At 35.8% G+C, this 17,764-nt stretch carries 21 protein-coding genes; 10 read left to right on the plus strand and 11 right to left on the minus strand.

Annotated elements, in window-relative coordinates:
* The first annotated feature begins 186 nt into the window (after positions 1–186).
* Together IGQ45_01720 and IGQ45_01725 are read left to right on the plus strand one after the other, a co-directional pair.
* Positions 187–1,578 carry a phosphoglucosamine mutase gene (locus IGQ45_01720; protein MBF2055943.1) on the plus strand — a complete coding sequence of 464 codons (1,392 nt, stop codon included), beginning with the start codon at positions 187–189 and terminating at the stop codon, positions 1,576–1,578.
* A gap of 187 nt (positions 1,579–1,765) precedes the next feature.
* The gene (locus tag IGQ45_01725; protein MBF2055944.1) at positions 1,766–3,481 is read left to right on the plus strand and encodes a hypothetical protein; all 1,716 of its coding nucleotides are present in this window, start codon (positions 1,766–1,768) and stop codon (positions 3,479–3,481) included.
* Positions 3,482–3,592: 111 nt separating this feature from the next.
* Here IGQ45_01725 and patD read toward each other — a convergent pair whose 3' ends face one another.
* Positions 3,593–3,970, minus strand: coding sequence for a heterocyst frequency control protein PatD (gene patD / locus IGQ45_01730; protein ID MBF2055945.1), 378 nt, complete (start codon positions 3,968–3,970; stop codon positions 3,593–3,595).
* A 336-nt stretch (positions 3,971–4,306) separates the two neighbouring features.
* Here patD and IGQ45_01735 point away from each other — a divergent pair, with 336 nt between their 5' ends.
* The 5 genes from IGQ45_01735 (at position 4,307) to IGQ45_01755 (ending at position 8,183) form a co-directional block, all read left to right on the plus strand.
* Positions 4,307–6,547, plus strand: a complete 2,241-nt coding sequence (locus tag IGQ45_01735; GenBank protein ID MBF2055946.1) for a bifunctional (p)ppGpp synthetase/guanosine-3',5'-bis(diphosphate) 3'-pyrophosphohydrolase — start codon at positions 4,307–4,309, stop codon at positions 6,545–6,547.
* Between the two features lie 340 nt (positions 6,548–6,887).
* Positions 6,888–7,226 (plus strand): nucleotidyltransferase domain-containing protein, encoded by a 339-nt coding sequence (locus tag IGQ45_01740; GenBank protein ID MBF2055947.1) that lies wholly within the window; start codon positions 6,888–6,890, stop codon positions 7,224–7,226.
* On the plus strand, positions 7,223–7,609 hold the full coding sequence (locus IGQ45_01745) for a HEPN domain-containing protein (GenBank protein ID MBF2055948.1): 387 nt from the start codon (positions 7,223–7,225) through the stop codon (positions 7,607–7,609). Before IGQ45_01740 ends, IGQ45_01745 begins: the two co-directional genes overlap by 4 nt.
* A gap of 110 nt (positions 7,610–7,719) precedes the next feature.
* On the plus strand, positions 7,720–7,962 hold the full coding sequence (locus IGQ45_01750) for a DUF1902 domain-containing protein (GenBank protein MBF2055949.1): 243 nt from the start codon (positions 7,720–7,722) through the stop codon (positions 7,960–7,962).
* The gene (locus tag IGQ45_01755) at positions 7,962–8,183 is read left to right on the plus strand and encodes a type II toxin-antitoxin system HicA family toxin (protein MBF2055950.1); all 222 of its coding nucleotides are present in this window, start codon (positions 7,962–7,964) and stop codon (positions 8,181–8,183) included. Before IGQ45_01750 ends, IGQ45_01755 begins: the two co-directional genes overlap by 1 nt.
* A 77-nt stretch (positions 8,184–8,260) precedes the next feature.
* Here the strand turns inward: IGQ45_01755 and IGQ45_01760 are convergent, their stop codons facing one another.
* The 8 genes from IGQ45_01760 to IGQ45_01795 all read right to left on the minus strand — a co-directional run bounded on the left by IGQ45_01760 (position 8,261) and on the right by IGQ45_01795 (position 13,794).
* On the minus strand, positions 8,261–8,686 hold the full coding sequence (locus tag IGQ45_01760) for a PIN domain-containing protein (GenBank protein MBF2055951.1): 426 nt from the start codon (positions 8,684–8,686) through the stop codon (positions 8,261–8,263).
* Positions 8,673–8,870 carry a hypothetical protein gene (locus IGQ45_01765; protein MBF2055952.1) on the minus strand — a complete coding sequence of 66 codons (198 nt, stop codon included), beginning with the start codon at positions 8,868–8,870 and terminating at the stop codon, positions 8,673–8,675. Before IGQ45_01765 ends, IGQ45_01760 begins: the two co-directional genes overlap by 14 nt.
* Positions 8,871–9,094: 224 nt before the next feature.
* Positions 9,095–9,376 carry a nucleotidyltransferase family protein gene (locus IGQ45_01770; protein ID MBF2055953.1) on the minus strand — a complete coding sequence of 94 codons (282 nt, stop codon included), beginning with the start codon at positions 9,374–9,376 and terminating at the stop codon, positions 9,095–9,097.
* A 100-nt stretch (positions 9,377–9,476) separates the two neighbouring features.
* Positions 9,477–11,018, minus strand: coding sequence for a hypothetical protein (locus IGQ45_01775; protein ID MBF2055954.1), 1,542 nt, complete (start codon positions 11,016–11,018; stop codon positions 9,477–9,479).
* A 155-nt stretch (positions 11,019–11,173) separates the two neighbouring features.
* The gene (locus IGQ45_01780; protein ID MBF2055955.1) at positions 11,174–11,950 is read right to left on the minus strand and encodes a protein phosphatase 2C domain-containing protein; all 777 of its coding nucleotides are present in this window, start codon (positions 11,948–11,950) and stop codon (positions 11,174–11,176) included.
* Positions 11,951–12,176: 226 nt separating this feature from the next.
* Positions 12,177–12,839, minus strand: a complete 663-nt coding sequence (locus IGQ45_01785; GenBank protein MBF2055956.1) for a VWA domain-containing protein — start codon at positions 12,837–12,839, stop codon at positions 12,177–12,179.
* An 84-nt stretch (positions 12,840–12,923) separates the two neighbouring features.
* On the minus strand, positions 12,924–13,469 hold the full coding sequence (locus tag IGQ45_01790; GenBank protein MBF2055957.1) for a hypothetical protein: 546 nt from the start codon (positions 13,467–13,469) through the stop codon (positions 12,924–12,926).
* A 61-nt stretch (positions 13,470–13,530) separates the two neighbouring features.
* Positions 13,531–13,794, minus strand: a complete 264-nt coding sequence (locus tag IGQ45_01795; protein ID MBF2055958.1) for a hypothetical protein — start codon at positions 13,792–13,794, stop codon at positions 13,531–13,533.
* A 334-nt stretch (positions 13,795–14,128) separates the two neighbouring features.
* On the opposite strand from IGQ45_01795, the gene rnc reads away from it, so the two are divergent.
* On the plus strand, positions 14,129–14,860 hold the full coding sequence (gene rnc, locus IGQ45_01800; protein MBF2055959.1) for a ribonuclease III: 732 nt from the start codon (positions 14,129–14,131) through the stop codon (positions 14,858–14,860).
* A gap of 35 nt (positions 14,861–14,895) precedes the next feature.
* On the opposite strand, the gene hemJ is transcribed toward rnc, so the two are convergent.
* The gene (gene hemJ, locus IGQ45_01805; protein MBF2055960.1) at positions 14,896–15,456 is read right to left on the minus strand and encodes a protoporphyrinogen oxidase HemJ; all 561 of its coding nucleotides are present in this window, start codon (positions 15,454–15,456) and stop codon (positions 14,896–14,898) included.
* Between the two features lie 148 nt (positions 15,457–15,604).
* Here hemJ and IGQ45_01810 point away from each other — a divergent pair, with 148 nt between their 5' ends.
* Entirely contained in the window at positions 15,605–16,453 is an 849-nt protein-coding gene (locus IGQ45_01810) for a hypothetical protein (GenBank protein ID MBF2055961.1), read from the plus strand.
* Here IGQ45_01810 and IGQ45_01815 read toward each other — a convergent pair.
* Positions 16,437–16,850 (minus strand): hypothetical protein, encoded by a 414-nt coding sequence (locus IGQ45_01815; protein ID MBF2055962.1) that lies wholly within the window; start codon positions 16,848–16,850, stop codon positions 16,437–16,439. The genes IGQ45_01810 and IGQ45_01815 overlap by 17 nt on opposite strands.
* A gap of 91 nt (positions 16,851–16,941) precedes the next feature.
* On the opposite strand from IGQ45_01815, the gene IGQ45_01820 reads away from it, so the two are divergent.
* The gene (locus IGQ45_01820) at positions 16,942–17,637 is read left to right on the plus strand and encodes a DUF3318 domain-containing protein (protein ID MBF2055963.1); all 696 of its coding nucleotides are present in this window, start codon (positions 16,942–16,944) and stop codon (positions 17,635–17,637) included.
* Positions 17,638–17,764 lie beyond the last annotated feature (127 nt).

The following is a 17,764-nucleotide window of genomic DNA, read 5'->3' on the forward strand; positions in this document are numbered from 1 at the left end:
GCCTTTGCGAGAAACACCTCTCCAGAAATACAAGCAAGATGCCTGTTTCACTGTGCAAAAATTCTAATTGTTGGAGATGTCTAATCAAGATTTGTGTAATGGTTAATGGTTTAAATTCGAGTTTTTGCTATAAGCTATGTAGTTAAGTTATAGAAAATATTGAGATTGTGTGAGGAAGTATTAAAAATGGTTTTATCTATAGATGCACCGAAACAAAAACTACCGAGTAAACTATTTGGCACTGATGGCATTCGGGGCAAAGTGGGAGATTTATTAACCCCCGATTTAGCTTTAAATTTAGGTATCGCTGCCGGAATGGTGTGGCAAGGAATGAATAAAATTAATCATAGGGTGGTGATTATTGGGCAAGATTCCCGCAATTCTAGCGATATGTTGTCTATGGCTATGGCTTCGGGTTTAACTGCTACGGGTTTGGAAGTGTGGAATATCGGTTTATGTCCTACCCCTTGCGTATCCTATTTAGCTAGGACTACGGGCGCTATGGGCGGTATCATGATTTCAGCTAGTCATAATCCACCAGAGGATAATGGTATCAAGTTTTTTGGTCAAGATGGCACGAAATTAAATCCCCACATTGCCCAAGAAATTGAAACTATTCTGAGACAATTATCGGGAAGTTATCATGGCACAAAATATGGGAAAAGTTATCATCGTCATCAGTTAACGGATAACTACACTCGTTTTTTACAAAATTCTTTACCTCAAAATCTCAATTTTCGGGGTTTGCGCATTGTGTTGGATTTGGCTTGGGGTGCGGCGGTAGAAATAGCGCCCTCCATCTTTGAAGCCATGGGCGCTGATGTGATTACATTGCATCATCAAGCGGATGGAGATCGTATTAATGTTAATTGTGGTTCGACTCATTTAGAACAGTTACAACAGGCTGTGAAGCATTATCAAGCGGATATGGGTTTTGCTTTTGATGGAGATGCGGATCGGGTGATGGCCATAGACGGTGAAGGGCGCAAGGTTTGTGGGGATTATATTCTCTATCTTTGGGGGCAATATTTACAGGAACATGGTCAATTACCTGATAATTTGTTGGTAGGCACGGTAATGGCTAATTTAGGTTTTGAGGTGGCATGGCAAAATCTTGGCGGTAAGTTATTGCGCACTGCGGTGGGAGATCAACAGGTTCAAGCGAGAATGTGGGAGACGGGCGCTATGCTAGGAGGTGAACAATCTGGGCATATTCTTTGTCACCATCATCATTTTTCAGGGGATGGCATTCAAACGGCTTTACATTTAACGGCTTTAGCCCAAGAAAAACAGGTTAGCTTAACTGATTTAGTGGCAAATAGTTTTACTCCTTATCCTCAAGTGTTAAAAAATGTCAGAGTTGAAGACAGAGAAAAGCGTTTAAATTGGCAAAATTGCGATGCTTTGGTTAATGCCATTGCCGAAGCAGAAAGGGCGATGGGCGCTGAAGGTCGTGTTTTGGTGCGCGCTTCTGGCACTGAACCTTTAATTCGTGTTATGGTTGAGGCACAAAATGAACAATTAGTCAATCATTGGACTGATAATTTGATAGCTGTGGTTACTCAAAACTTTGCATAGTTAAACAATTGCTCAAAAGGGCAAAGGTTAAATAAATATTGAGTATTTAAACTTATTTTTTCCTCAGCTTCCCCTTCTACCTCAGCTTCCCCTTCTACCTCTGCTTCCCCTTCTACCTCTGCTTCCCTTTCTACCTCTGCTTCCCTTTCTTCCTCTGCTTCCCTTTCTTCTTTCTTGTATAAAAAATATGACTAGCATAAGCGCCCGTCGCCGTCAACAAAAAACTGTCAATAACGAAGTAAAATCTCTCAGTGTCAAAGACAAACTAGCGCTGAGAAAACAACAACGCAAAGCTCGACAAAAATTGTTTTTGTCATGGGCGCTATCTCTATCCTTGGGAATATTAGTAACTTTGTTCGCTCTTTTCCTGACGGAAGTTAAATTGGCGGTGGGCGCTGGTGTTGCCACTATCTGTTTAATCTTGTCTTATTTTTATCCCCGTTCCGCATTGTGGGTATTTTTAATTTATATGCCTTTCGGAGGCACGATTACCTATTGGTTAGCCGATGGAAAGCTAATATTTCAAATTGCTAAAGATGTTTTTTATATCCCCGCCCTATTAGCTTTGTTGGTGGATTGTCAACGGCGCAATAAGCCGATTTTTGTAGCTAAACAGTTATTACCTACTTTTAGTTTTTTGGTGGCAATTTGTGTAATGATTCTGTTTGCCATTAACGCTAGATTAGAATTATTTGCGCCCACCTGCACATTTTTAAGTGAAACTGCCTCCACGGGTATTTGTCGTGATGGTCAAACCTTTCTACAGGGTATTTTAGGCTTAAAAGTTTTTCTCGGTTATATTCCTCTCATTTTCTGTGCTTACTATCTCATTGAAGATAAAAAAACTCTATTAACTTTAGGTCGAGTTCTCGCTATTTTAGCTATTATTTGTTGTACTTTAGCTTTTATTCAATATACTTTTCTTAAAACCGGGCGCTGTCAGGCTACCAGTGCATTGACGGAGGGCGCTGGGCTATTTCAAGCCAGTTTGGACGCTAAATGCTTTGTGGGTGGTTCTCTCCTTTATACTCCAGAACAAAATCAAATTCGTTTACCCGGTACGTTTGTTTCACCTTGGCATTGGGGTTGGTTTCTCATTGCCAACAGTGCGATTTGTTTTACTGTTGCCTTTTTTGAAGTATCTTTCTTTTGGCAGTTAATTGGTTTCGGTGGCTTGGGTTTAATTTTCATCAATGCCGTTATTTCAGGGCAACGGGCTGCTTTAATTGGCGTTCCAGCTTTCACTTTAGTAATGTTAGTGTTAACAGGTCAAATTGTGCGGTTGAAGCGTTTTCTTCCCATTGCTTTAGGTATGGCGTTAGTTTTAGTTATTTTTGCTTCTCGTAATCCCGATTTTATTCAGCAGCGTATAGATAGCACCATCGGGCGCTGGAAGACAGCGCCCCCCCAAGAGTTTATTATCCGTCAATGGAATTGGGCTGCTCAAAATGGCGTTTCCTATGGAGGAATACTATTGGGTAAAGGCTTGGGAAGTGCAACCAATTCAGGAAGAGCTTTTGGTTCAACGGCATTTTTAGAAACCTATCACCCCAAAGTGTTATATGAGGTGGGTTATTTGGGTTTAATTGCTTTCCTAGTTTTTATTACCCATTTACTCCTTTATACCTTCAAAATTTATCGATCTTTACGAGACCCTGTTTTAAAAAGTTTTGCGGGCGCTTTCTGGATATTTATGTTAGTAATTGGTTATTTTCCCTATTGGTATCCTCTTGATACTGATCCCGTTGCTATTTATTATTGGCTATTTGCCGGAGTATTAATTAAGTTACAAGCCATTGATAAGGAAGAAAGAACTAAAGAAATTGAACAAATAACTATTAGTAAACCGATTAAGCGTAAAAAGGGCAGACTAATTTCCAAAAGAACAAGTTTTAATAACTGATCTGTGGGAGCGATGACCCAGTTTTCCGATGATTAGAGAGTTTATCCAGCAATATCTCTCTTTTTCGATCTACTGAATTTGCCCTCAGGATTTCAATAATGAGTGCAAAACCTACTTAAAAGCGCCCTTCACCGTAGATAATAAGTTTATACTAAGTTGTAGTGTTCCTTGCCAATGTTGAGTAATGGTGGAGGCTTTCATTGATTTAGTCTGGGGTTGTTTGGCGGTGGCAAAAAATAATAAATCTGTGTGCAAAAGACGGAGATAACGATGGGTTTCCGTTTGCCATGATTGCCACAATCTTTGGTTTTCACTGTCTAAATCATCGAAAGATAAAGGTAGAATTTTTTTTTGTAAAAACTGCTGAATCTTTTGCCATTCTTCACTAAGATGATAAGCCTGTTGATTTTGGCTTTGCCACTCATCTCCAAATTTTTTTAGTAACAATATCCAGTCTTGCACAAGTTCAAAATGTAATTTTGATAACATTTTTATTCTATTACGTTACAATAATAAGAATTAAGAATTTTTGACTATACTTAGATCAACGAGTAATCATACTTAGATTAGACTTAGTGAAATTACTCTGATATAGCAATTTGTATTTACGGTAATATTTTACCTTAATTTTACCTTTCCTTGTTTAATTTAGAGAGGTAATATATTCCTGATATTTCTCTATTACAATCTTGATAATTTTGAGTAAATACTAACTTTTTTAGTAATTTATTTAATAACCTAAAAACTTCAACTAAGCAATATTATAATTTGAATAAGTAATTAAAACTAATAAAAAAATAACCGTTGTTATCACTAATAAAACCTATGACTATTACCATTCCTAACCACGAAAAGCAAAAAAAAATTCACCTTCCTGAATGGCTAAATCGAAGTATCATTGGAGACCAAAACGATCCCGATAATAACTTAATTTGTCGAGCTTTTGAGTATGCTTATAATCTTCATGACGGGCAGTATCGCAAGTCAGGTGAGGCTTATATCATACACCCTATCGCTGTGGCAGAGTTATTACGAGATTTAGGGGGAGATGCAGAAATGATCGCAGCTGGTTTTCTCCATGATGTAGTAGAAGATAATGAAGATGTCAAACCTGAGCATATCGAGGAGTTATTTGGCAGTAATGTTAGGCAATTAGTGGAAGCCGTTACAAAATTATCAAAATTTAATTTTTCTAACAAAACCGAAAGACAAGCCGAGAATTTTCGGCGAATGTTTTTGGCAATGGCTCAAGATATTCGAGTCATTGTGGTAAAATTGGCGGATAGATTACATAATATGCGCACCCTTGATTTTTTGCCCCCTGATAAGCAAAAAGCCATCGCCAGAGAAACTAAGGAAATTTTTGCGCCCCTCGCCAATCGATTAGGAATGTGGCAATTTAAATGGGAATTGGAAGATTTAAGTTTTAAGTATTTACACCCGGAAGATTATCAAGAAATCCGTAATTTAATTGCTGAAAGAAGAAGCGACAGAGAAGCAAGAATATCTCAGGTAATGGAGAAGGTAAATGAAGGTTTACAACAATACAACGTAACACCTCTGGAAGTCAAAGGGCGCCCGAAGCACCTCTACGGCATCTATGAGAAGATGCAAAGACAAAATAAAGAATTTGACCAAATTTTTGATATTGCCGCGCTAAGAATAATCGTGAACACAAAGCAGGAATGTTATCAAGCCTTAGCAGTAGTGCATGACGCTTTTCGACCGATTCCGGGTAGGTTTAAAGATTATATCGGTTTACCCAAAGCCAATTTATATCAATCCTTACATACAGCAGTAGTCAGTTTGAACGGGCGCCCGTTAGAAATCCAAATTCGCACCCTGGAAATGCACCACATCGCCGAATATGGTATCGCTGCGCATTGGAAATATAAAGAAGCAGGAAATTCTAAAAATACTTTCTTATCCAATGATGAACAAAAATTCACTTGGTTAAGACAATTATTAGACTGGCAAAAGGATTTAAAAGACGCAGAAGAATATGTAGATAACCTCAAAGAAAATTTATTTGATGATGATATTTATGTTTTTACCCCTCAAGGAAAACTAATTTCCTTACATCAAGGTTCAACTGCCGTTGATTTTGCCTATCGTATTCATACAGAAGTAGGTAATCATTTGAAGGGTGTGACTATTAACGGGCGCTGGTCAGCATTAGACCAAGTATTGAAAAATGGTGATATTGTAGAGATACTCACCGCTAATAATGCTCATCCTAGCCTAGATTGGTTAAACTTTGTTAAAACTCCCAGCGCCCGTAACCGCATCCGACAATGGTATAAATTATCTCATCGGGATGAAAATATTGCTAGAGGCAGGGAATTATTAGAAAAAGAATTAGGAAAACATGGTTTAGAGTCTCTGCTAAAATCCGATACCATGTTCAAAGTTGCTCAAAAATGTAACTTTCATAAAGTGGATGATATGCTAGTGGCATTAGGTTACGGTGAAATTACCTCCACTCACGTCATCAACCGTTTACGAGAAGAAAATAAACAACAACAACCCCCAGAAAATAAACCCACTACCCTACAAGAAGAAACTCAGTTAACCAATACTCATTTCAAACCATTTAAAGAAAGTGATAGTAGTAAATATCCCATCGCTGGAATTGAAGGATTAGAGTTTCATCTCGCTGGTTGCTGTCGCCCTTTACCCGGCGAAAATATCATCGGAGTTGTCACCCATTTGCGCGGTATTTCCATTCATCATCATGATTGCCCCAACCTTCGTAACCTCAAAGGAGACCGTTTTATCCCTGTAAGATGGAACAATAATGAAAAATCAAGCCACAATGTTGCCTATCCTGTAGATATGATTGTTGAAACTATCGATAGAGTGGGAATTTTTCGAGATGTTTTAGGCAGACTTAGCGATTATCATGTTAACGTTAGTAACGCATGGGTGAAAACTAATCCGGGTAAACCAGCCTTCATTCATCTTACCATCGATGTGAGAGACTCTGAACAGTTAGGCAGTGTGATGCAAAAAATCCGTAATATTAGCGATGTTTTGAATATTCGCCGTATTAGTGACGTTAATTAATTAGGTTTTTTGCATTAGACCTTTCCAATAATTATTTTAGTAATCAATATGAGTATTGTTTTTAAAAATTACTAATAATTTATTAATGATCCCTGTCGATAAACTAAAATTTCTGGAGATGTCTATAAACATATTTTATGTTAATTTTCTTCTCATAGAATCAGCGCCCTCCGCCATATCTTACTCCCTTCTCCTGTGGTGAAGGGCGCTGGGAGTGAAGGTAGTATCATTTAATATCGTCTTGCTTAAATATATTCAAGGGATTGATTTTAATTCATCATACGGTGAGGAATAATGGTGGAGGGCGCTTGAATATTTATAAATAATAAGATTAATAACAATGGAAAAAAAAATCTTAAACAATAAAAAAATAAGCATAATAACAGAAAGATTAAAAAAAGAACTTGAACTTATTTATAGTAATAAATTGAGTAGGTTAATTTTATTCGGTTCACAAGCAAGAGGGGATGCAAATATTGATTCTGATATTGATATATTGGTGGTATTAAAAGGAGAAGTTAAACAAGTTAATGAGATTATGAAAAATAGCTATCTAATTAGCAATTTATGTTTAGAATATGATGCTTTAATTAATTGCTTTTATATTTCAGAGGAAGCCATGAATAGTCAAAATAAATCTTTAATTCAAAATATTAATAAAGACGGTATATTAATATGATTGAAGAAGTCAAAAATCTTTTAATTAAAGCTGAACAAAGTTTAGAAGCATCGAAACTACTATTAGATGCAAATTATCCTGACTTTGCAGTTACGAGGGCTTATTACACAATGTTTTATGTTGCTTCTGCTTTTTTACTAGCAGAAAAAAATATGACGTTTTCTAAGCATTCCGCTGTTATTTCTGCCTTTGGACGAGAATTTGCTAAAACAGGTTTAATTCCTCGAAAATATCACCAATTTCTCAAACAAGCTCAAGATTTAAGACATTTGGGAGATTATGGAGATGTTAATGTTATTCAACAACCAGAAGCCATAATACAAATACAAAACGCTGAAGATTTTTTATCATTTACAATTAACTATTTTCTTAGTAAAAGTTAGTGATAAAGCGCCCTCCACCTCAAACCGTGCGCCCTTCACCACAACCCAGCCTTCTGTTGAATATGTTACGATAATTGGGGTATTCGGCATAAACGCAAATGAGAATATAGATGAAAAAACTAATCAAACTAACCATTGAAAAATTAGTGGAAAAAGAAGAAGAATACTTCATTGCCACCAGTGAAGATTTACAAGGATTAGTCGCAGAAGGAAAAACTATACCAGAAGTCATTGAAATTGCACAGGATGTGGCGAAAATTCTCTGGGAATTAGAAAAAGAAAATAACTATATTCAGTCAAATATTTCAGATTTTCCCTCTACGTTTGAATATCCTTTAATTTTGGAGGTTTGATGGGTAGATTATCTGGTTTCTCTTACTTACAAGTAGCTAAAAAAATGAAAAAACTAGGATTTCAGTTTTATAGAAGCGCAAAAGGAGATCATGAAATCTGGTTTAATGCAGACACAAAACAAAAAACGGTTATTCCTCATCATCGAGAATTAAAAGAAGGTACTTTAAGAAACATATTAAAACAGGCAAGTATTGATATTGATCAATTTCTTAATAGTTAACCCATAGAGTATTAATAATATGTTTTTTTGAGAAAACCCAGCGCCCTCCACCATAAACCACTCTCGGTGGTTTAATTTTAATTAAAAGGATTAATAATTGTTAGTTTTTTCTCTATCGTTAATTTGTGTTGCATATCTTCTGAATAGAAAATATTTACATCAGCAAATAAAGCGGATGCAATAATTAAACTATCCCAAAATGAAAAGCAATATTTCCCTCTGACATTAGAAGCTAATTCATAGATATTTTGATTAAACTGTATAATTTGATAACGATTATAAAAAGAGTTAATTAAATTTAAGATACTACTTTCATCTAGTTTGTGTTTTTTAAATAGATTAAATGATACTTCATTAACCACTTGTGTACTAATTACTATTTCCTTTTCTTGGATAAGTTGTTTCGCTAAAATTCTTTTATTTTCTTCTTTATCATTGGTAGAAAAAGCATAAAGCCAAATATTAGAATCAACAAAACAAAGAGATGTGTTATTCTCTGTCATAAATTTGATCTCGTGTCATAAATTGTAAATTATCTACTGCTAAAGGATTCTCTAATAAATGATTAATCATATCAAATTTTAATTTCTTTTCATCTGATTTATTTTTAGCTTTTAATGCTGATATAATTTCCTCAATATATTTAATTTGTTCAGGTTTTAACTCAGATATATTAATAGTTTTCATCGTCGTTAACTTTTTAGATAATTTGTACTTTAAATTATAAATCAATTTCTCATTGTTAAAACCCAGCGCCCTCCGCCATATTTTACTCCCCTCTCCTGTGGGAGAGGGGTTGGGGGTGAGGGTATCGCCGTGTAATGAATTTCACGGCTACCGTGATGCCGTTTAATAAATTAAACTCTTGAGGAAAAGCACCTCTTCACTGTTTTACTTTTTAGTTAAATTTTTTATAAAAAAATTGCTTCTTTTAATACTTGATTTTTGATTATTTCATGAAGATTATGAGGTTTTACTATATCAACTTTTATTCCTAAATAATCCTCTAATTCTTGCTTTAAGGCAATGGTATTTAAAAGGCTTTTTCCTTTGATTATATCCATTAATAAGTCTAAATCACTATTTTTTGTTGCTTCTTTTCTTGCATAAGAGCCAAATATTCTCACATTATAACCTTCATATTTAGCACAAATTTTTAATATTGTTTGTTTTTTCTCACTATCTAATATCATTGTTTTTAATATTTGTTAGTTGCTGCAATCTATCTTATTTTAATTCATTACACGGTTGGTAAGGTTGTGTTTTCAATATTTTTTGAAAATGATCAATCTGTTACAAATCATATAATATAAATAATAAAATAATAGAAGGAATTAACCAAATAAAAAATTCAATTATTTTGAATCTTAATTTTTTATCTCTAAAGAGAATATAACGATAAATATAATTAAGTAAATATGGTAGTATTATTACGCAAAAAATATCAAAGAATGATGTTGAATTATAATAATCTGATTCCTTTAAAAATAAATTATCATCAGCAGCTAAAAAAATTAACCCAATCATGTGAAAATTAAACAAAGGTAAATTAGCAATTATTGGAAAAATAACAAGCACTTCATTAATATTGAAAAAAGTAATAAAAATTACCCACCATATCATCATCCAAGCAAAACAATAGAACATTTCCTTTCGGAAAATATTAAATTTTTTCAACCTAAAATTATCAGTATTTACAATTATCTTTTGGATAATATTAATATCTTTATCTCTCAAAATTTCCTTCTGCTGAAAAATGCTCGAATTTGCCTGAATTCTTGTTAAAACCCTTTGTTTCGCAGTGGACTTTATTCCCGATGGTAACTCAAATATATCAATGCCTAAACTATTTTTACGCGCGCACCAAGAACAAATCTGATCCTGCGCATAATGAATATGACTATCCACTTGACTACAAATCTTTAAATCATTCACCGCCTGACTAAGCGCATAATACCAATCTTGCGCGCTTGGACGTGCCGAAGGATTACCATGTCCATCATTAAAACACCTCAGAAAACAGTTTCTCAGCAAAGGATGAATTATACTTAAAGGCATAGTATTTGGGCTATGGCTTAAAAAATTTTGGTTTCCTTCCAACCAAATACCCCGTTTAATTAATTCGTTCATATCTGGTTTATCTCCCGATTGCCAAATACCTGAACCAAAAGGATGATAACTAAACAATAATTGATAGATTAACACCCCTAAACGGAAGTTATCATGGGCGTAATTTTGTTCTGCTTGATGGAAGTCTTCACCGATTAACTCTGGGGGTGTATAGCCTTCTGTGCCTACCACACAGCGATAAATTTCTCCAGTTTGAGGATTTTTGACTTGAAAGGAATCCACATCAATAAAAGTGGGTAAGGCTTGGCTATTAACGAGGATATTTTGCGGTTTGATGTCACCGATAACATAACCTTCTTGATGAATTACCGCCACGATGGAGGAGATATTGAGGGCGAGATAATGGAGAAAGTGCCAATCAATTTCTAATTTTTTGAGTTTGCGCCGTTTGGGGTTATAAATATCAATCAATTCCACTGTATCTTTAATGTGATACATCAAAAAACCGACTAATTGTCCTTTATTGTCTTTAATCAGTGATTGGGGAAAGGTAAAGGAGTGATGATTTTTAGCTTGATTAGGGTCTTGTGGTTGATGGGCGATCATTACCCCTAATTTAACAAATTTTTCGGCGCTGGGCTGGTGATAAAGTTTGGCTAACATTCCATTCCAGTTAGTTGTCCAAACTTCACCTTCTCCGCTATGGGCGATTTGCTGTATTAAGTTGATGGTTTGATTGGTAGTGGCGCAAAATAATACTTTCATCTTTTTCTGGTGTGTTGTAAAAAATTGATGCCCCCTAAACCCCTCCTAACCTCCCCTTACAAAGGGGAGGAATAAGAAAAGAATTGTTTGTTTCTTCCTGTTTACCCTCACCCCCAACCCCTCTCCCACAGGAGAGGGGAGAAAAAAGGGGAGAATTATTCTTCTTCAAGAAGTGCAAGTAATAAGGTTTTGTCATCGGTGGTGCGCGCGTTTAAGCGCTCGGAGTTGAGAAAGTCTTGAATATAATTATCTTGATCTGTTTCTGTGGTTTCTCGCAAATATTCTTCTAAGGGATTAAAGAAAGGGAGAAAGGGTTGTTTATTTTTGTATTGAATGGCGACTTTTTCTAAGCCATCGGTCGATGCACAGAGAAAATATGGTTTAGTTTCTAATATTTTAACCTGCATTTCTGCCACAGCATTACTTGAGGTTACAAAAGTAGTTTCGTTAATATATTCCCCTTTATCGGCATCAAAGATAAGATTAAGATCACCGTCTGAGGTTTTGTAAACCATAAAACCATCACCGATTTGCATAGCGAGAAGCCATTGGGGAGTGGCTACAAATACCATCAATGTACAAGCTAAATCTTGATCACTACAGTTTAAATCTTCTGCTTTTTTGTCAATATTAATCAATATTTCATTTAATAAGTTGATAAAATGATCTTTGGCTTGTGGTAGTTTTGGTGGGTGAGAATTACCATTTAAGCCTTTTTGCTGACATAGTTTACGAAAGTAAGATAAAGCAGTTTCTACGGCAACTCCAGCGCCCTCCGCCGAGTGAAGAGCGCTACCTGCGCCATCCGCCACCGCACCGACTATGACATCAGAAGTTAATAATGCAAAATTACTATAATCTTGACAAGGTTGCTGGGTGTGGTGATGGGCGCTACCGATGGCACAATGGGCAATAGCTTTCCATTTTTTCATAGAGATTTTTTATCGTGATGTAAAATTTAATCCAATAGCCCCTCTCCTGTGGGAGAGGGGTTGGGGTGAGGGTAATTTCTCCTGTGGGAGAGGGGTTGGGGTGAGGGTAATTTCTCCTGTGGGAGAGGGGTTGGGGTGAGGGTAATTTCTCCTGTGGGAGAGGGGTTGTGGGGTGAGGGTAAAAAAATAGCCCCTCTCCTGTGGGAGAGGGGTTGGGGTGAGGGCATTAAGTAGAAACACTCCCCCAACCAACGGGAGGTAATGACACAGCCTCGCCAATTTTACCAGTGGAAACGCGCTTCATGGAACTACTCAACCACACAAATAATTCTCTAAAGTCTAACCCATTAAGCAAGATCGGAGGGCGCTGTGGTACAGCAATTTGTTTTAAAATATTCATATTAGCGCCCTCCACCGCCACCGCAAAAAATGAACAACGTCTTTGAGATTCTGCTTCATGGAGTCTCTTAACCACAAATTGCCAATCATCCGTAGGCGCACCATCGGTAATCAGAAAAATCCAAGGACGATAATAAGCGATACCATTATCCTTGTAAGTTACTTTCCTTTCCTCTAATAAATCTAAGGCTTTATCGATGGCTTCTCCCATGGGAGTGCGCTCACCAGCTTCTAAAACGGGCGGAATAAATTCATCAATGGTAGTAAAATCTTGGATTTTTTGCACACCATTACAGCCAAAAGTAATGATAGCTAATTCAATGCTGAGGGTTGCCTGAGTGTCTTTTAAAACGTCCTGTTTAAAAGTGTTAATACCCCTATTTAACTCTTGTATCGGTTGCCCAGACATCGATCCTGACGTGTCTAAGAGCAGAATTACGGGGCAACGGTTTTCGGGGTTATCGGCAAATTCTGGTAATCCTATGGGCATAGCTCAAAATAGTAAAAATTTATGCTCTATTTTAGCATTGAGTATTAGAGCTTTTTTATATTTATTACTTGATTGGAGGGCGCTTTATAAAGTCGCTGTAGGGAAAAGAAAGCGCGCTAATGCTAACAATAAAGCTATGACAATTCCACCGCCAATAGCGCGCGCAATAAATTCTAAATTTGATAGTCTTTTATCTAATCCTTCAAACTTATCTTTAAGACTGGTTTCTGCATTATCAAATTGAGTACCTACATTATCAAATTTAGTGTCCACATTGGCAAATTTGGTGTCCACATTGGCAAATTTAGTATTCATTTTTTCTTCTAAACTGGCAAAACGAGTATTAATATTTTCTTCTAAACTGGCAAAGCGATTATTAATACTTGCCTCCATACTGACAAAGCGATTATTAATACTTGCTTCCAAACTGCCAAAGCGATTATTAACACTTGTTTCTAAATTGTTTAATCTTTCATCGAGTTTAGCAACATCTATTTTTACTTGATTAATTTCATGAGATAAATAATCAATTTTATCTTCTACTTTATCAATTTTGTTTTCTAATTTATCCATCTTAGACTCTAAACGAGTCAAAAAATCAGCGATATTAACTTCAATAGTTTGATTCATATATAATTAACTCCCAATTTTTATTTTTATCATATCATTTTGGCATGAGGTGAAGGGCGCTTTATAACGTTGCTGTAGGGAAAAGGAAGCGCGCTAATGCTAACAATAAAGCTACCACAATTCCACCGCCAATAGTACGCGCAATAAATTCTAAATTAGATAGTCTTTTATCTACACCATTAATTTTTTCATCAAGTTTACCAACATCTACTTTTACTTGGTTAACTTCATTGGATAAATGGTCTATTTTATCGTCTAATTTATCAATTTTGGACTCCATACGAGCCAAAATATCAGCGATATTAACTTCAATAATTTGATTCATAATTTATTTCTGCTCATTTTCACTTTCATTAAATCATTTTAACATCAAGCATAAGGAGTCGGGCATTCGTAGGGGTTGAATAAGATTCAACCCTTGCAGACTTCAGCCATTAAAATCGCCACTGTTGCAGATGTTTAATAGACATCTCTAAAAAATATTATTTTTTCACCGTATTTCCGACTTCTAACCCGAATCTAGTCGAAATCTCATATTTAATTTTTTATGGGCAAAATGTCAATGTTGACTATAAAAATAAGGTAGAATAGTGCTATGATAAAAGATTAGTTAATTCTAATTATAGCCACCCATAACCCAATTCGTTTTCAATACCTTGATGATTATCGCCGATTCTCGCCGTAAAATAGAATTACAGAAATTGTTGCTAAAACTGGGTTTAAACAATGATTCTGCCGTTGATTGGACTCTGCTGGATATTGCTTTGACTCATCCTAGTTTTTCACCCGTTAACAATTATGAACATTTAGAGTTTATCGGTGATGCGGTGATTCGTTTAGCTGCTGCAGAGTTACTAAAGGAAACCTATCCTCATTTACCCGTGGGAGATTATGCGGCCATTCGTTCGGTAATAGTGAGTGATCGTTTTTTGGCGGAAATTGCCCAGCAGTATGGTTTAGAGTTATATTTGTTAATATCTCCCAATGTTAAGGGAGATCGTTTAGGGCGTATTTCTCGTTTAGCAGATGCGTTTGAGGCAATTTTGGGAGCGCTTTATCAAAGTACCAAAAATATGGATTTAGTGCGCCCTTGGCTTGATCCTATCTTACTAGAAAAAGCGAGACAAGTTCATGCTGACCCCGCTCGTCAAAATTATAAGGATGCTTTGCAAGAGTGGACTCAACGCCTTTACAAATCTTTACCTACTTACATCGTAGAAGAAAATAAACTGGCGAGGGGCGCTGATGATGAGCGCTTTATTGCTCAAGTATGGCTCAAAGATCAGTTATTGGGCGAGGGAAAAGGTTCAACGAAAAAAGCCTCTCACCAAGCGGCGGCGAAACAGGCTTTTTATGCCTTTGTTAATCAGGAAAAGATTTCTTCGGTTTAACAATAATTTGGTGGGCAATGCTCACCCTACTTATACTATGAATCAGCGCCCTCCACCGCCTCATTTTCACGGCGTTTTTTCGCATAAAGTTGAATGCTAACAGCCATCAAAATAACAGCGCCCACCACCAACCAAGTGGTAATATCGAGGGGTAAACTATCTTTAAAAGTAGCTAACAAGACAATAACTAAAAGTAAGACGGTGGGCGCTTCATTAAAAGCTCGAAATTGTTGCCCAGTCCAATTATTTTCACCCTTAGCTAATTTATCCATGATTCTGCCACACCAAAAATGGTAAATCAACAATAAACCCACAAACAAAAATTTAATATGTAGCCATCCAGATTTCAAAATTTCAGGCTCAGTAGTAATCAAACCCACCGCCATAGCTACCGTCAAAATCATACCCGGAGTAGTGATGATATTATAGAGACGTTTCTCCATAATTTCATACTGCTTTTTTAAGATACTCTGTGCTGGTTCACTTTGTTGTTGCGCTTCCGCATGATAAACAAACAATCTTACCATGTAAAATAATCCAGCAAACCACACTACAATACCAATTAGATGAAATGCTTTATACCAATAATAAGCCATTTTTTAACATAAATTTATTTTTTATCTCATCTATTTTACCTAAAATTAATTATCCATTGTCAATTGTCCATTATCCATTATTCACTACCTACAAAGGTTATAATAAATTTTTGAATTGTAATTTTGCCCTAAAATATCAGTTATTGTCATGAATCAACCGCCCAATCCTAACCCTAAACTCGACTGGTATGGTATTGCCTGTAAAATACGGGCAAAATATGAAGCGCAACAACAAAAATTGACAGATTTAGAGCAATCTTTGGTAGGTTATCAAAAGGAATTAGTCAAAAAAGATACTCAAATTCAAGAACAAAAAAATATTATCATTAGCAAACAAAGTAGTTTAAAAAATGCTCAAATTAAATTAAATCAACAGAAAAGTGTTTACGAAAAACAACAACTTTTATTAGAAAAACTAACCCTTGAACTGCAAGAATCTCAACATCAAAGGGCAAAATTAGAAAGGGAATGTTCTTCGTTACAGGATCGCTTTTGTCAAAAAGAATATGAGTTAAAAGAAAAAGATCAAGAAAATAAACAATTACAAGTTAGACTGCAACGGCAACAGCGTTCAACCTTAGAATATAAAAGCACTTTAGATAAAGTTTTAGAAAACAAAAACTCTGAGAAGTTACCCTTACCATCTTCATCACCGCAAATCGAATCTTGGGGAAAATCATCTTTAAATGAGGTACAAAGTAAGAAAAATGACGATTTAGCGAATAAAGATAGTGATACTTTTGAAGCTAAAAAAGAAATTTTAAACCCAACAAAAATAGAAAATGAAAACTTAGTTAATAAACAAGAAAAAACTATTTATGAGCCTCAACTAAAACCTAATATCTCTCCTTCTTTAGAAGATTTAGCTATCAAAAAACCTTCAGAAAATAGCAGTCAAGAAGCAGTAAAAAAGGATGTAGAATTATCATCAGAAAAAAACCCGAAAGGAGATAAAAAGAAAAAAGGATTAATTCAGCTACCTAATTTTTTGAAATGATAATTTTTTGTAAGGCTTGATACCATTGATCGGCTAAACTAATTTGGGTAAAAGGTATAGTTACTACTTGATCATTTTGACAGATAAATTGTAAACTAGCTTCTCCTTGAGATGGTAACTGATCTGGTGAAGTAACTTGGTTTTTCACTAAAATATTAATGGTGATAACATCATCTAGGGAAAAGTTACTTTCATTGATAACTCCTTTCGGAGTTGGTTTTCCCCAAGTGAGGATGTTGCCTTTTCTGCCCAAAACGGCGTAAATGTCATATTTAGATGTGTCAAAGTTTTCTGCCCATAGTTTATAGTTTTCTAATTTTTGATATTCATTTTTGCCACTGTAGACTAACCAAAAGAAGAGAATTAGTAAGGGAAGCCAAATTAAACCACGTTCCATGTTATTATATGCAACTAAAATCAAAATTAGACTACCATAGAACAAGATCGAATTGATCAAAGCTATAGATAATTTAAGTACATAAAACTATATGACATCTTATACAACTTCTTCAGCGCGCGCCGAAATGAATGAATTAAGAAGACTGAAAACCCTTTTACCCCCTGAGTTGCAAAGCTGGGTAATGGTGGAATCTTCTACGGAAGTAAACCCTCCTTTAATTCGCAGTGAGGAGTTAGGTAAAGATGAGGTGGAGATTCAAATTGATTTGGCTAAGTGGGAAAATTTAGCTATCGACCAACGTAATTTGATGTTTTGGCATGAAGTAGCAAGGATTCAGAATGATACTATCCCCAAAGAAGGTTGGGAAATGGCAGCGTTGGCTATTGGTTTGGGGGGCGCTGTGGGTGAGTTGTGGGTGCAAGATGGTTTATTATTGCTTTTAGCTTTGTCTCTTTGTAGTATTTCTGGTTATCGTCTTTGGCAGAAAAATAATGGTGAAAAGAATTTGAAAGAAGCCATGGAAGCTGACGAAAAAGCCATTATTCTTGCTACCCGTTTTGGTTACACCCTCAAAAATGCTTATCAGAGTTTAGGTAGCGCCCTCAAAACTTTAATTGAACAAACGCCGAAACGGAATCAACGGAAGAAGTATGAGGAAAGATTACAGGCTCTGCGCCGTAGCGCTTCTAAAGCTAAACAAAAAGAACAGGATGGGGGGGGAAATCAACCTTTACAAACTCCTCCTCCTCGCTCTCGTAGCAGTGCTAGAATGCGCAATATTTAAGGGACAATTGACAATGGATAATTGATATAGTCGTTTTATATCAAGTCTGTTTGATCAGCCGAAGGCTGCCGCTGCGCGATCACTTACAAGTTAGTAAGATCAATATCTTAGTTCAATTTATTGAACG

The sequence above is a fragment of the Cyanobacterium sp. T60_A2020_053 genome (assembly GCA_015272165.1).
GTDB lineage: Bacteria > Cyanobacteriota > Cyanobacteriia > Cyanobacteriales > Cyanobacteriaceae > Cyanobacterium.

Excerpts from the sequence above, each read along its gene's own strand:
- IGQ45_01755 (MBF2055950.1), top strand. The coding sequence starts at position 7,962 with ATGGGTAGATTATCTGGTTTCTCTTACTTACAAGTAGCTAAAAAAATG.
- rnc (MBF2055959.1), top strand. The coding sequence starts at position 14,129 with ATGATTATCGCCGATTCTCGCCGTAAAATAGAATTACAGAAATTGTTG.
- hemJ (MBF2055960.1), bottom strand. The coding sequence starts at position 15,456 with ATGGCTTATTATTGGTATAAAGCATTTCATCTAATTGGTATTGTAGTG.
- IGQ45_01785 (MBF2055956.1), bottom strand. The coding sequence starts at position 12,839 with ATGCCCATAGGATTACCAGAATTTGCCGATAACCCCGAAAACCGTTGC.
- IGQ45_01780 (MBF2055955.1), bottom strand. The coding sequence starts at position 11,950 with ATGAAAAAATGGAAAGCTATTGCCCATTGTGCCATCGGTAGCGCCCAT.
- IGQ45_01725 (MBF2055944.1), top strand. The coding sequence starts at position 1,766 with ATGACTAGCATAAGCGCCCGTCGCCGTCAACAAAAAACTGTCAATAAC.
- IGQ45_01750 (MBF2055949.1), top strand. The coding sequence starts at position 7,720 with ATGAAAAAACTAATCAAACTAACCATTGAAAAATTAGTGGAAAAAGAA.
- IGQ45_01795 (MBF2055958.1), bottom strand. The coding sequence starts at position 13,794 with ATGAATCAAATTATTGAAGTTAATATCGCTGATATTTTGGCTCGTATG.
- IGQ45_01790 (MBF2055957.1), bottom strand. The coding sequence starts at position 13,469 with ATGAATCAAACTATTGAAGTTAATATCGCTGATTTTTTGACTCGTTTA.
- IGQ45_01765 (MBF2055952.1), bottom strand. The coding sequence starts at position 8,870 with ATGAAAACTATTAATATATCTGAGTTAAAACCTGAACAAATTAAATAT.
- IGQ45_01740 (MBF2055947.1), top strand. The coding sequence starts at position 6,888 with ATGGAAAAAAAAATCTTAAACAATAAAAAAATAAGCATAATAACAGAA.
- IGQ45_01815 (MBF2055962.1), bottom strand. The coding sequence starts at position 16,850 with ATGGAACGTGGTTTAATTTGGCTTCCCTTACTAATTCTCTTCTTTTGG.
- IGQ45_01760 (MBF2055951.1), bottom strand. The coding sequence starts at position 8,686 with ATGACAGAGAATAACACATCTCTTTGTTTTGTTGATTCTAATATTTGG.
- IGQ45_01720 (MBF2055943.1), top strand. The coding sequence starts at position 187 with ATGGTTTTATCTATAGATGCACCGAAACAAAAACTACCGAGTAAACTA.
- IGQ45_01770 (MBF2055953.1), bottom strand. The coding sequence starts at position 9,376 with ATGATATTAGATAGTGAGAAAAAACAAACAATATTAAAAATTTGTGCT.
- IGQ45_01775 (MBF2055954.1), bottom strand. The coding sequence starts at position 11,018 with ATGAAAGTATTATTTTGCGCCACTACCAATCAAACCATCAACTTAATA.
- IGQ45_01745 (MBF2055948.1), top strand. The coding sequence starts at position 7,223 with ATGATTGAAGAAGTCAAAAATCTTTTAATTAAAGCTGAACAAAGTTTA.
- patD (MBF2055945.1), bottom strand. The coding sequence starts at position 3,970 with ATGTTATCAAAATTACATTTTGAACTTGTGCAAGACTGGATATTGTTA.
- IGQ45_01810 (MBF2055961.1), top strand. The coding sequence starts at position 15,605 with ATGAATCAACCGCCCAATCCTAACCCTAAACTCGACTGGTATGGTATT.
- IGQ45_01820 (MBF2055963.1), top strand. The coding sequence starts at position 16,942 with ATGACATCTTATACAACTTCTTCAGCGCGCGCCGAAATGAATGAATTA.
- IGQ45_01735 (MBF2055946.1), top strand. The coding sequence starts at position 4,307 with ATGACTATTACCATTCCTAACCACGAAAAGCAAAAAAAAATTCACCTT.